Genomic DNA, 12,628 nt, shown 5'->3' with positions numbered 1-12,628 from the left:
CAAGCCCCACTCCACTCGGAGGTCTTCTTTTTGTCACCTAACCACGCCGCACGTTCCTAACGTCCGTGGACAATACACCTAGGGACCGCCGGACTCCGGCGCGCGGCCGGGCGGGAAGCGGGCCGTCCGGCCGAAACATTCCGGCCAGCGCACCGCCCTGAGGCAGCGATTGGGAAAACCGTGAGACAATGGATGCCGAGACCCGGTTGGGTCCGTGAATCAAGTGCATGTAGTGGTGCCCGGAAACGGGAACATTACGGCCGCTCCGGCAGTTCTACTTAATGGCTCTGCTGGCCGCGATCGCACCTGATGTGAATCACGGACTTGACAGGGTCATAGTGGTGTTGCCCGTATGGTGATTCCACAGACCGCCGCTAGAAAGGTTTTCTGTGACCCCGTCTTCCGCGAAGAAGGAACCCGCCGACCAGGCCGAATTGTCCCCTGAGGAGAAGAAGGCGGCGACGAGCGCCAAGCGTGCCGCCACGCGTGCAGCCAATAAGGCTGTCAAAGATGCTTCCGCCGACGGCAGCGCCCCGGCAAAGCCCGAGCCCAAGAAGCGCGGACCCAAGCCCGGCGCCAAGGCCGCAGCCGAAGCTGCCGGCAAGTCCCGGACGTCGGACGACGACGATTCAGAGGACGAGCTGGATGAGGATCTCGACGACGTAACTCCGGATCCGTCCGAGCTGACCGAGGAAGAGGCCGCCAGCAAGACCGGCGCCGCAACCACGGGCTCAGGATTCGTATACTCCGACGCCGATGACGACGACGCCCCGGTGCAGCAGGTCATGTCCGCCGGCGCCACAGCCGACCCCGTCAAGGACTACCTGAAGCAGATCGGCAAGGTTGCCCTGCTTAACGCAGAGCAGGAAGTGGACCTTGCCCTCCGCATTGAGGCGGGCCTGTTCGCCGAGGAGAAAATCGCGGCGGACGACGGCTCCATGGATCCGAAGCTCAAGCGCGAGCTCGAATTCGTCATCCACGACGGCAAGCGTGCCAAGAACCACCTGCTGGAGGCCAACCTCCGTCTAGTCGTTTCGCTGGCCAAGCGCTACACCGGCCGCGGCATGCTGTTCCTTGACCTGATCCAGGAAGGCAACCTGGGCCTGATCCGTGCGGTCGAGAAGTTCGACTACACCAAGGGCTTCAAGTTCTCCACGTACGCCACCTGGTGGATCCGCCAGGCCATCACCCGCGCCATGGCAGACCAGGCCCGCACCATCCGCATCCCGGTGCACATGGTGGAAGTCATCAACAAGCTGGCGCGTGTCCAGCGCCAGATGCTGCAGGACCTTGGGCGCGAACCTACGCCTGAGGAGCTGGCACTCGAACTGGACATGACCCCTGAGAAGGTTGTTGAAGTCCAGAAGTACGGCCGCGAGCCTATCTCGCTGCACACCCCCCTTGGTGAGGACGGCGATTCCGAGTTCGGTGACCTCATCGAGGACTCCGAGGCCGTCGTTCCCGCCGACGCTGTCAGCTTCACCTTGCTGCAGGAGCAGCTGCACTCGGTGCTGGACACCTTGTCCGAACGCGAAGCCGGCGTCGTCGCCATGCGGTTCGGCCTCACCGACGGACAGCCGAAGACTTTAGACGAAATCGGCAAGGTCTACGGAGTGACGCGCGAGCGGATCCGCCAGATCGAATCGAAGACGATGTCCAAGCTGCGGCACCCGTCCCGGTCCCAGGTCCTGCGCGACTACCTGGACTAGGAAGGCCCGGCCTCAATGGGCCGTTCCGGATCGACTCATGGGAAAGGCCCCGCCGGCGGCGGGGCCTTTCCCATGAGTGGAGCGTCCCATGAGTGGAGCGCCGGGTAAAAGAAATGGGCAAGAAACAGGGCCCCTCCGAAGCGGAGGAGCCCTGTTTGAGTCAGCGAGTTGCCTAGTCCACCGAAACCGTCGGCTTCTCGTGAAGCCGGCCCGTCTCATCGTGCCAGTCAGAGCTCAACGGCTTGAGCGTTGCCTCGATCGCACGGGCGTGGTGGCCGCAGAAGAGCAGCTCACCGCCGGAGGACTCGAGTACAACCCGGACATATGCCTGAGCTCCGCAACGATCGCACCGGTCCAGTGCATTGAGTGTGCGGTCTGCCACTGCTGTTGTCATGTCGGCCTCCTTAGTAGATCTGTACCTCTATGTAACCAGTATTCGTAGCAATTCCATCGCAAGGATGGGGCAAGTTCGCTGTACGCGTAGCCGCAAGAATTGATCAAGGCCTGCGAATTCGGTTACGAAAAGGTAACGGGTGGGCCCGTCCGCGCCCGTCGGCAGGTGTGGCAGGCGGGCCGCCGGGGCAAGGCCGACTAACCTAGGAAGAGCGTCAAAAGCCTTAGCTGTTCCGTCACTGAAGGAGAGTTCACAACCCGTGGCACCAAGTTCTGATTACACCGCCCGGCACCTGTCTGTACTGGAAGGCCTCGAGGCCGTCCGCAAGCGCCCGGGTATGTACATCGGTTCCACCGACTCCCGCGGCCTGATGCACTGCCTCTGGGAGATCATCGACAACTCCGTCGACGAGGCTTTGGCCGGTTACGGCCACGACATCAAGATCATCCTGCACGCCGACAACTCCGTGGAGATTCACGACGACGGCCGCGGCATTCCCGTGGATGTCGAGCCCAAGACCGGGCTGACCGGCGTCGAGGTCGTTTTCACCAAGCTGCATGCCGGCGGAAAATTCGGTGGCGGCTCCTACACGGCGTCCGGCGGCCTGCACGGTGTCGGCGCTTCAGTGGTCAACGCGCTGTCCTCCCGGCTGGACGTGGAAGTGGACCGCGGCGGGAAAACGTACAAGATGTCCTTCCGGCGCGGCGAGCCCGGAAGGTTCAAGGATCCGGGGACCAAACCCGATCCGGCCGCGACGTTCCAACCGTTCGTTGAAGACTCCGTCCTTGACATCGTGGGCAAGGCCAAGCGCGGCGTCACCGGAACCAGGATCCGCTACTGGGCGGACCGTCAGATTTTCACCCCGGACGCCAAATTCTCCTACGACGAACTGGCTTCACGGGCCCGGCAGACCTCTTTCCTCGTGCCCGGCCTGAAACTCACCGTCCGCGATGAGCGCAAGCTTCCCGGTACGCCCGGCGAGCTCGGCGGCCACGAAGAAATCTTCCACCACGACGGCGGGATCTCCGAGTTCGTGGAGTACCTGGCGGCGGACCCCGCAGTCACGGACACATGGCGGCTGCACGGCTCGGGCAAGTTCAAGGAAACCGTTCCGGTGCTGGACGAGCGGGGACACAGCCAGCTGGCCGAAGTGGAGCGTGACTGCGAAGTGGACGTCGCCCTGCGCTGGGGCATCGGATACGACAGCACGGTGCGCAGCTTCGTCAACATCATCTCCACTCCCAAGGGCGGAACCCACCAGTCAGGCTTTGAACAGGCGCTGGTCAAGACCTTCCGCAAGGCCGTGGAAACCAATGCCCGCAAGCTCAAGGCCGGCAACGACAAAATCGAAAAGGACGACATCTTCGCAGGGCTGACAGCGGTGCTGACGGTCCGCCTTGCAGAGCCGCAGTTCGAAGGGCAGACCAAGGAGATCCTCGGCACGTCCGCGGTCCGGGCCATCGTGGCGCGCGTGGTGGAAAAGGAGATCAACGCCAAACTGAGCTCCGCCAACCGCAATGACAAGGCCCAGTCCGCGCTGCTGCTGGAAAAAATCGTCAGCGAGATGAAGTCCCGCATATCGGCGCGGGTCCACAAGGAGACGCAGCGGCGGAAGAACGCGCTGGAGACGTCCTCCATGCCCACCAAGCTCGCGGATTGCCGCACCGATGACGTGGCCCGCTCGGAACTGTTCATCGTGGAGGGCGATTCCGCGCTGGGCACCGCCAAGCTCGCGCGCTCCTCGGACTTCCAGGCACTGCTGCCGATCCGCGGCAAGATCCTCAACGTCCAGAAGGCCTCCGTGGGGGACATGCTCTCCAACGCCGAATGCGCGGCGCTCATCCAGGTGGTGGGCGCGGGGTCCGGCCGCAGCTTCGACATCGCGGCAGCACGCTACGGCAAGGTGATCCTCATGACGGATGCCGACGTTGACGGCGCGCACATCCGCACGCTGCTGCTCACGCTCTTCTTCCGCTACATGCGCCCCATGATCGATGAGGGCCGCGTGTTCGCGGCCGTCCCTCCGCTGCACCGGGTGGAGGTCATCAACGCCGGGCAGAAGGCCAACGAAATGATCTACACCTACTCCGAAGCCGAACTGCACGTCCTCCTGGCCCGGCTGGCCAAAGAGGGCAAGCGCTACAAGGAGCCCATCCAGCGCTACAAGGGCCTCGGTGAAATGGACGCCGAGCAGCTCGCGGAGACCACCATGGACCCGCGCCACCGGACGCTGCGCAAAGTGGGCATTGAAAACGCCAAGCACGCAGAGGAAACCTTCGACCTGCTGATGGGTTCCGACGTCGCACCGCGCAAGGACTTCATCATCGCCGGCGCGGCGGGCCTGGACAGGGAGCGGATCGACGCCTGAGCCGGGCACCCCGGGCGGCGCCCAGGCTGGTCGCCGGGTTCGGCGGCACCCGGCGCCCGGCTGCCCGCCCTGCTAGCCGAGGAGCCCCGGGACAATCAGCAGTGCGGTGGGGACGGCCAGCAGCAGCAGGCAACCGGCCAAAACCACGGCCCTCAGCGAGGCCGGCAGCGGTTCCTTGGGGGACAGGAGCCGGCTGACCCTCGAGGCAGTGGTCCGGGCCGAACCCGCGCCGCCGGACGCGCCCGAGATGCCGCCGTCGGCAATTCCGTCGGTGACAATTCCTTCTGTCACCAGGGGAAGCGCGCCGTCGAGCACCGCGCGGTTGCCCTCCGACCCGGACGGTCCGCTGGCAACAATGGCAATGGCCTTGATCAGCGTGGCCTTGCTTTCGGTCTTGAGGGCGACGTCGTCGGCCAGCATCTCAATGAGTGAGTTGACTGCTTCCTGGGCGAGGCGCGTGGTGGGAAGCCAGGGGAGGGCCTGCCGCCATGCCGCGAAAGCCCACAACAGAAGGTGGTGGCGCTGGCTCAGGTGGGCGTTTTCGTGGATGAGCACCGCCCGCAGTTCCGCCGGTTCCAGGGCTGCCATCAGGCCGTCGCTCAGCACTGTTACCGACCGCGCACCGCCGGGCAGGCAATAGGCCACGGGGGAATCATGGTTGATGACCACCGTGCCCGGCCCGTCATTGGACGGTGACGCCAAAAGGGCCAGGAGTTCCCGGTGGCGCCGGCGCTGCCGTTCGATCCGGTAATAGGTCAGCAGCAGGGTAAAGACGAGGTGTGCTGTCAGGAGCGCCGCCGCCGACAACGCGAAAAGGTGCCAGAAACCCAGCGCCGTGGTGGGTGCGTTGAAAAGGACCATGCCGGCCAGTCCGCGCAGCCCGGCCAGCAGGTTGTCGCCGATCGGTTCGAGGCCGTAGACCAGCATGGCGCCGATCATGGACAGGCCGCCGGCGAGGGCGATTGCCTGCCACAGCACCATGGCCGTAAAGGGTGACCGCGCCGGCCATTGGGCGCGCGAAAGGAGGATAGGCACCGGCCACGCCAGGACTATCGCCAGGACCGCCAGAAAATATGAGGTCCAGAACATGCGCTGTTAGCTGTGGCCAAGCAGTTTGCGCAGCGTTTCGGCTTCACTTTCGGTGACGGAGCCAATAAAGCGGGCGAGCACAGCTTCGCGGTCCGGCGCGGAGCCCAGCACTTCATGCATGAGTTCGGCCGTGTGGTCCGCCCGGCTGGACACCGCCTGGTACCGGTGGGGGCGCATGCCGCGTTCGCGCTCCACGAGCCCCTTCTTCTCCAGGCGTGAAAGCACGGTCAGGACGGTGGTCACCGCGAGGTCCTTGCCCTCGTGGCCGGCCGTGCCGCCCTGGGCCTGCGTGCTCAGCGCCAGGAGGTCCCTGAGCGTGTTGGCAGTGGCCGCTTCCTGGCCTGCCCAGAGCAAGTCCATCACTGCCCGTTCCAGTTCACCAAGAGTTGCCATGCCGTACATCCTTCTTAAAGGTCCGATCCGCGGGACCGGAACGGCCGTCGCGGAGCGTTGATCGAATACTTAAGTTCTAAATTTACCTCCTTTTGGATTTTCTTTCTACATGAGGTAGAACAATCGGCGCGTCGCGCCCTTGCCACCGGCTCCGGCCAATGGAACTGTTGTTTACACTGCACACCGAAAGTGTTCTACACTCTGTAGAAGTTGATGTTCTACGTTGCGTAGAAGACTTGGACTGTTGAGAGCCTAGCCAAAAGTAGGGACTGCCTTGGACGCTTTGGAAATCGCACGCTGGCAATTCGGAATCACCACCGTCTACCACTTCATGATGGTGCCGCTGACCATCGGGCTGGGCCTCGTGGTGGCAGTCATCCAGACAGTCTGGTACCGCACCGGCAAGCCGGAATACCTGCGCATGACCAAGTTCTGGGGGAAGCTGTTCCTGATCAATTTCATCATGGGCGTTGCCACCGGCATCGTGCAGGAGTTCCAGTTCGGAATGGCCTGGAGCGAGTACAGCCGCTTCGTGGGCGACGTGTTCGGGGCGCCGCTGGCGCTCGAGGCACTCCTGGCCTTCTTCGTGGAGTCCACATTCCTGGGCCTGTGGATCTTCGGCTGGAAACAGCTCAGGCGGGGCGTTCACCTGGCCTGCCTCTGGATTGCCGTGATCGGCTCAGTGTTCTCCGCCTACTTCATCATCGTGGCCAACAGTTGGATGCAGCATCCCGTCGGTGTGGAAATGGTCAACGGGCGGCCGGTCATGACAGATGCCTGGGCCGTCTTCACCAACAACACCGCCCTGGTGGCAGTGCCGCACACCCTCTTCGGCGCCCTGGCAGTCGCCGGCGGCTTCCTGCTGGGCATTGCCTGGTACCACCTGTGGCGCCGCCGCCATGACGGCATCGACACCGTGGGATCCGACGGCAAGGTCATTCCCGGCGAAGCGGACATCCCCGGCCGGGACAAGGCTGACCACAAAGTCTGGATCACCTCGCTGCGGATCGGCGCCGTCGTCGCCATGATTTCCTTTGCCGGGACCGCGCTCACCGGTGACCTGCAGGGCAAACTGATGTTTGAACAGCAGCCCATGAAGATGGCCGCGGCGGAAGCAGCCTGCCACGACGGCACCGGCTTCTCGATCCTCAGCGTCGGCAACGTCGGTTCGAAGAACTGCGACGACGTCGTGGCGGTCATCGAAGTGCCCGGGATCCTGTCATTCCTCGCCAAGGGCGACTTCACCACCGAGGTGAAGGGCGTCAACAGCCTGCTGGACCAGTACAAGGCCGACTACGGTACCCACCTCCCGGACAACCCCATCTACGGAGACCGTGCCGGGCAGGAAATCGAGTACGTTCCGGTCATGGAAGTGACCTACTGGGGCTTCCGGATGATGATCGGGTTCGGCGGCCTGGCGGCCCTCGCGGCCCTCGTGGCGCTCTGGGCGACCCGCAAGGGCACTGTGCCGGCGTCCCGCGGACTGATGCGGCTCGCCGTCGTCGGCATCCTGGCCCCGTTCGGAGCCAACGCTGCCGGCTGGATCTTCACCGAAATGGGCCGCCAGCCGTTCGTCGTGGCACCCAACCCCGACCCGAGCGGCATCGACCAGGTGTTCATGTTCACGGCTGCCGCCGTCTCGCCTGGTGTCTCTGCGGGAGAACTCCTCACATCGCTGGTGGTGCTGACGGCCGTCTACGCCGTGCTCCTGGTGGTGGAGGTGAAGCTGCTGGTGAAGTACATCCGCGGCGGCGTCGTTTCCGCCATGCCGGAACTGGCACACGCCCCGGCGGACGAAAACGAAGACGCCACACCGGGCCCCGGCGGCACCGGCAAACCCGGTGACTCCGACGACGTCCTGGCATTCGCCTACTAAGAGCAGAGGAATTCGACAATGGAACTGCTGCCCACCATCTGGTTCATCGCCATCGCGGTGCTGTGGACGGGATACCTCTTTCTCGAAGGATTCGACCTCGGCGTCGGCATGCTTATGAAGCTCTTCGCCCGGAACAACACCGAACGCCGCGTCCTGCTCAATACAATCGGACCCGTCTGGGACGGCAACGAGGTCTGGCTGCTGACCGCAGGCGGGGCGACGTTCGCCGCTTTCCCGCTCTGGTACGCCTCCCTGTTCTCCGCCCTGTACCTTCCCCTCCTGCTGGTCCTGGTGGCGCTCATTTTCCGTGCCGTGGCCTTTGAATACCGCGGCAAGGTGGACACCGACCGCTGGCGGGCCGTGTGGGACTGGGCCATCGCGGCCGGATCCCTAGTGGCAGCTTTCGGCGTCGGCGCAGCGCTTGCCCTGACCACCACCGGGCTGCCGCTCAACTCCAACGGTGACCGCGAGGGCGGGCCGTTCGCCTGGTTCAGCGGCTACGCGGTCCTGGGCGGCCTTGCCGTGGTGTGCTTCTCCCTGCTGCATGCGCTGGCGTTCCTGGCTCTGAAAACCGACGGCGATATCCGGCACCGCGCCCGCAGCTGGTTTGTCCGGCTCCTGCCGGTGCTGCTGCTGCCCATCGCCGGCTGGGCCATCAGCGTCCAGCTTCTCAGCGGCGAGGCCTGGACCATCGCAGCAGTAGCCGCGGCCGTGGTGGCTGCGGCCTTCGCCTGGCACTCCGGCCGGAACGGGCTGGAGGGGAGGGCGTTCCTTTCCCTCGGGGCGTTCCTGCTCCTCGGCAGCGCCTCGATTTTCGGTGCGGCCTTCCCGGTGGTGCTTCCCTCCACCATCAGCGCGGACTTCAACCTGACGATTTCCAATGCCTCATCCTCCGACTACACCCTGGGGCTCATGAGCATCGTGGCCTGCGTGGGACTGCCGCTGGTCCTGGCCTACCAGGCCTGGACGTACTGGGTGTTCCGCCGCCGCGTCAGCGCAGCGCACATCCCGGAAGCACACAGCTTCCTGCCTGCCATCGCGGCCAGGGCCCTGGCACCCAAGGACTAGGACCACATGAGACCGCAGTTCCCCGCCGGCCCCGCCAACCGGTCCGCGCTCTATTGGCTGGGCCTGCTCGCAGCACTCAAGGCGCTGTCGCTGGTCCTCATGGCACAGGCGGTGGCATCCGTCCTGGCCGGGCTGGTCTCGCAGAGCCCGGCCTGGGCAGACCAGCTGGGCTGGGGACTCGCCGGCGTGGTGCTGCGGTCCCTGACCGTGTGGGCCCAGGGGGTCGCTTCGCGCCGTGCTGCGCTCGGGGTCAAGGAGGAACTGCGGGCGGCGCTGCTGGAACGCGCCCTGCGGAACGGCACGCGTGCGGCAGGTCCGGCCGACGGCGGCCTGGCCATCCTGGCGACGAGGGGCCTGGACGCCCTGGACAGCTACTACACGCAGTTCCTGCCCGCCCTCGTGAACTGTGCCGCGATCCCGCTCCTGCTGGGGGCCCGCATCCTGTTCGCCGACTGGGTCAGTGCGGTGGTGATCGTCCTGACGGTGCCGCTGGTGCCGGTCTTTATGGTCCTGATCGGCCGCTACACCGAAGACAGGGTCCGGGCGGCGCAATCCGCCCTGGCCCGGCTCTCGGGCCACATGCTGGAACTGGCCAAGGGGCTTCCCGTGCTGGTGGGCCTTGGCCGGGCCACCGCCCAGCGCAAGGCACTCGAGGACATTTCGGAGCAATACCGGTCCCGGACCATGGACACGCTCCGGACGGCCTTCCTCTCCGCCCTCGCCCTAGAACTCATCGCCACGATCTCGGTGGCCGTGGTGGCCGTCTTCATCGGCGTGCGCCTGGTACATGGCGACATGGCCCTCGAAGCCGGGCTGCTCGCCCTCATCCTTGCCCCCGACTGCTACCTGCCGCTGCGTGAACTGGGCACTGCCCATCACGCCAGCGACGACGGACGCGCCGCCCTTGCCGAGGTCAACGCTGTGATGGACGCACCGGAAGCCGCCCCGTTGCAGCCCCAAGACAGCTTCGGGGCCGGGGTAAGGGCGTCCGACGGCGGCGCGCACCTTCCGGCGGTAACTGTCCGTGACCTCACGGTTGCGTACGGCGGACGCCTGGACCCCGCCGTCGGGCCGCTCAGCTTCGACGCGCCCGCGGGACGGATCACCGCCCTCGACGGCGCCAGCGGTGCAGGGAAGAGCACCATACTCGGCGTCCTGGCCGGCATCGTGGGCGCGGGCGGCGGTACGGCCGTGAGCGGCCGCATTGGCGGGTTCGCGCCCTCGGACGTCGCCTGGGTGCCGCAGCATCCGGTCATGGTGGAGACCAGCGTCCTGGCCGAAGTGCGGCTCTACCTGGAGGGTGCAGGGAATGCCAAAGCCGGGAATTCCGGGGATACCGGTGCCACCGGCACCGGCACTGTTGCCGGTGATACCGCGCTGCGCTGCCTCGAGGCGGCCGGTGCCGGGCACCTGGCCGCCAAGCATCCCGCCGAGCTGAGCCCGGGGGAGCTCCGCAGGGTGGCCCTCGCGCGGGGCCTGGCCCGGATTGAAGCAGGCGCCACGCTCCTCCTGCTGGACGAGCCCACCGCACACCTGGACCGCAGCTCCGCCAATCTGGTCAACAGCGCCATCCGCACGCTGCGCGGCCGGGCCACCGTCCTGCTGGTGGCCCACGACCGGCTAACCCGGGAGCTCGCGGACCATATCGTGGCGGTGGCCCCCGGCGCCACCACGGCCGGGCGCGCCGCAGTACGCCCGGCAACGGACACTGCGATCCCGGCAACGGACACAGCGGTGGTAGCGGTCCGGGTCGTCGGTGCGGCCGCGGAACATCCCGTTGCAGCGGACCGGACCGCCCGCACCCCCGGTTCCACTCCCGCCCGCACCCCCGGTTCCACTCCCGCCCGCACCCCCGGTTCCACTCCCGCCCGCACACCCGGTTCCGCTCCGGTGCAGGGCAGCAGCACTGAACCGTCGCCAACCGGCGGCAACACCCCGGCCCGGATCTTCCGGCTGCTGCGGCCGGAGTCCCGCACATTCGGACTCGCCGGCGTGGTGGGTGTGCTGGCCGCGCTGTTCGCGGTTGCGCTGGCCGGACTGTCCGGCTGGCTGATCATCCGGGCTGCCGGGCAGCCGCCCATTCTCTACTTGCTCACGGCAATCGTGGGCGTGCGGTTCTTCGGCATCGGCAGGGCCGTCCTGCGCTACACCGAGCGGCTCCTGCTGCATGATGCCGTCTTCGCCTCGCTGACCCGGCTGCGGGGTCGGTTGTGGGATTCGCTGAGCCGGCGGGCGCTGTCGCTGCGCCGGCTCCTGCAGGGCGGTGACGTTCTGGGAACGGTGATTGACGACGTCGACACGGTCCGGGACCTGCTGCCCCGGGTGGTCCTGCCGCCGGTCACCGCCGTGGCAGTGGGCGCGGCAGGCGTGGCTGCCACCGGCCTGCTGCTGCCTGCAGCGCTGCCGGCCGTCATCACCGCGGCGCTGGTTTCACTGGTGGCCGCGCCGGCGGCCGCCCTGCTGGCGGACAGGATGTCGGCCCAGGCCGAACAACGGCTCCGCTCAGGGGTACTGCGTGACGTCGCCGCGGCCCTGGATGCCCGGGCCGAACTGCACGCCAACGGTGTCGCTGCACCGGTGCTGTCCGCCATCGGAGACGCAGACAAGGCGGCAACGGCCGCCTCCCGGCGGTCAGCGTGGGCCGAAGGGCTGGGCCAGGCCGTCACCGTCCTGGCCTGCGGTGCCGCCGCCCTCGCCAGCGCTGTGCTGGCCGGACCCCAGGTGCTGGCCGGCTCCGTAGACGCGGCCACGGCCGCCGTCGTGGTTCTCCTGCAACTGGCGCTCGTGGAACCGTATGCCGCCATGACAACGGCGGTCCGACAGTACCCCGCGCTCCGACTGGTCCTGGACCGGGTCAGCGAAGCCGGCGTGCTGGACGCCGCCGGGGCCCGGGGCCCCGGCACAACCGATTCCGACGCCGTGCCTGCCGGCGCCGTGGACTCCGGGGGACTGGAGCCCGTGGCGCAACGTCCGGATGCGCGGCCCGGGATCGAGCTAGAGGCTTTGTCCGCCGGATGGCCCGCCGGGCCGGAAGTCTTCACGGGGGTCTCCGCGACGGCGGAACCAGGCCGCTGGCTGGCCGTGACAGGAGCTTCAGGGTCGGGGAAATCCACCCTGCTGGCCGTGATGCTCGGGTTCCTGCCGCCGCACTCCGGACGGCTCGCCGTCAGCGGGCGCGCGGCGTGGTGCCCCCAGGAGGCGCACCTTTTTGATTCCACCATCCGCGGGAACCTCATGCTCGGCCGGCCCGAGGGCAGGGCCGGCGACGCGGAACAGGAAATGGCGGACGCCCTGGCCGCCGTCGGACTGGAACCGCTGCTGCACCGGCTGGCTGACGGCGCGGACACGCGGATCGGACCCGCCGGCGCGTTCCTGAGCGGCGGGGAACGGCAACGGCTCGCGGTTGCGAGGACGCTCATGACCGGCGCCGACGTGATCCTGCTGGACGAACCCACCGCGCACCTTGACGCCGGGGCGAGCATGGCAATGCTGGCCGACCTTCGCCGGGGGCTCACCGGACGGACTGTCGTGCTGGTGACGCACAACCCCGACGACATCGACGCGGCGGACCGCCGGCTGGACCTGGACGCAGGGTCCCACGCAGGGTTGAATACAGCCGACGGTGCGGGCGGCCCCGGTACGCACGGGGTTCACGCTTCCAGGGAGGACGACGGCGCGCCCGCCACGGTCACGGGGCCGGTTCTGGCGCGGGGCGGGGCCGGCAGCTAGCC

8 protein-coding genes are annotated in these 12,628 nt (G+C 66.9%); 5 read left to right on the top strand and 3 right to left on the bottom strand.

Annotated features, from left to right (window positions below; genetic code table 11):
- The first annotated feature begins 389 nt into the window (after nucleotides 1–389).
- Nucleotides 390–1,709, top strand: coding sequence for an RNA polymerase sigma factor (locus CXQ91_RS16445; protein WP_104174970.1), 1,320 nt, complete (start codon nucleotides 390–392; stop codon nucleotides 1,707–1,709).
- 172 nt (nucleotides 1,710–1,881) lie between these two features.
- Here the strand turns inward: CXQ91_RS16445 and CXQ91_RS16440 are convergent, their stop codons facing one another.
- Nucleotides 1,882–2,103 carry a hypothetical protein gene (locus CXQ91_RS16440; protein ID WP_104174969.1) on the bottom strand — a complete coding sequence of 74 codons (222 nt, stop codon included), beginning with the start codon at nucleotides 2,101–2,103 and terminating at the stop codon, nucleotides 1,882–1,884.
- Nucleotides 2,104–2,362: 259 nt separating this feature from the next.
- Between CXQ91_RS16440 and CXQ91_RS16435 the strand changes: the two genes are divergently transcribed.
- Nucleotides 2,363–4,471, top strand: a complete 2,109-nt coding sequence (locus tag CXQ91_RS16435; protein ID WP_104174968.1) for a type IIA DNA topoisomerase subunit B — start codon at nucleotides 2,363–2,365, stop codon at nucleotides 4,469–4,471.
- Between the two features lie 72 nt (nucleotides 4,472–4,543).
- Here the strand turns inward: CXQ91_RS16435 and CXQ91_RS16430 are convergent, their stop codons facing one another.
- A complete protein-coding gene (locus CXQ91_RS16430) occupies nucleotides 4,544–5,560 on the bottom strand; it encodes a M56 family metallopeptidase (RefSeq protein WP_104174967.1) in 1,017 nt (338 codons plus the stop codon).
- Between the two features lie 6 nt (nucleotides 5,561–5,566).
- On the bottom strand, nucleotides 5,567–5,953 hold the full coding sequence (locus CXQ91_RS16425) for a BlaI/MecI/CopY family transcriptional regulator (protein ID WP_104174966.1): 387 nt from the start codon (nucleotides 5,951–5,953) through the stop codon (nucleotides 5,567–5,569).
- Between the two features lie 274 nt (nucleotides 5,954–6,227).
- On the opposite strand from CXQ91_RS16425, the gene CXQ91_RS16420 reads away from it, so the two are divergent.
- From CXQ91_RS16420 to cydD, 3 genes are read left to right on the top strand one after another with little or no spacing between them, the layout of a single operon-like run.
- Entirely contained in the window at nucleotides 6,228–7,829 is a 1,602-nt protein-coding gene (locus CXQ91_RS16420) for a cytochrome ubiquinol oxidase subunit I (protein WP_104174965.1), read from the top strand.
- Nucleotides 7,830–7,847: 18 nt separating this feature from the next.
- The gene (gene cydB / locus CXQ91_RS16415) at nucleotides 7,848–8,897 is read left to right on the top strand and encodes a cytochrome d ubiquinol oxidase subunit II (RefSeq protein ID WP_104174964.1); all 1,050 of its coding nucleotides are present in this window, start codon (nucleotides 7,848–7,850) and stop codon (nucleotides 8,895–8,897) included.
- 6 nt (nucleotides 8,898–8,903) lie between these two features.
- Nucleotides 8,904–12,626, top strand: coding sequence for a thiol reductant ABC exporter subunit CydD (gene cydD / locus CXQ91_RS16410; protein WP_104174963.1), 3,723 nt, complete (start codon nucleotides 8,904–8,906; stop codon nucleotides 12,624–12,626).
- The last annotated feature ends 2 nt before the right edge of the window (nucleotides 12,627–12,628 follow it).

The sequence above is a fragment of the Arthrobacter sp. Y81 genome (assembly GCF_002929335.1).
Taxonomy (GTDB): Bacteria; Actinomycetota; Actinomycetes; order Actinomycetales; family Micrococcaceae; genus Arthrobacter.
This window is presented reverse-complemented; position numbering and strand designations above follow the sequence as displayed.

Bases quoted from the DNA above. Each gene is read 5' to 3' on its own strand.
- CXQ91_RS16440 (WP_104174969.1), bottom strand. From the start codon at position 2,103: ATGACAACAGCAGTGGCAGACCGCACACTCAATGCACTGGACCGGTGC.
- CXQ91_RS16430 (WP_104174967.1), bottom strand. From the start codon at position 5,560: ATGTTCTGGACCTCATATTTTCTGGCGGTCCTGGCGATAGTCCTGGCG.
- cydB (WP_104174964.1), top strand. From the start codon at position 7,848: ATGGAACTGCTGCCCACCATCTGGTTCATCGCCATCGCGGTGCTGTGG.
- cydD (WP_104174963.1), top strand. From the start codon at position 8,904: ATGAGACCGCAGTTCCCCGCCGGCCCCGCCAACCGGTCCGCGCTCTAT.
- CXQ91_RS16425 (WP_104174966.1), bottom strand. From the start codon at position 5,953: ATGGCAACTCTTGGTGAACTGGAACGGGCAGTGATGGACTTGCTCTGG.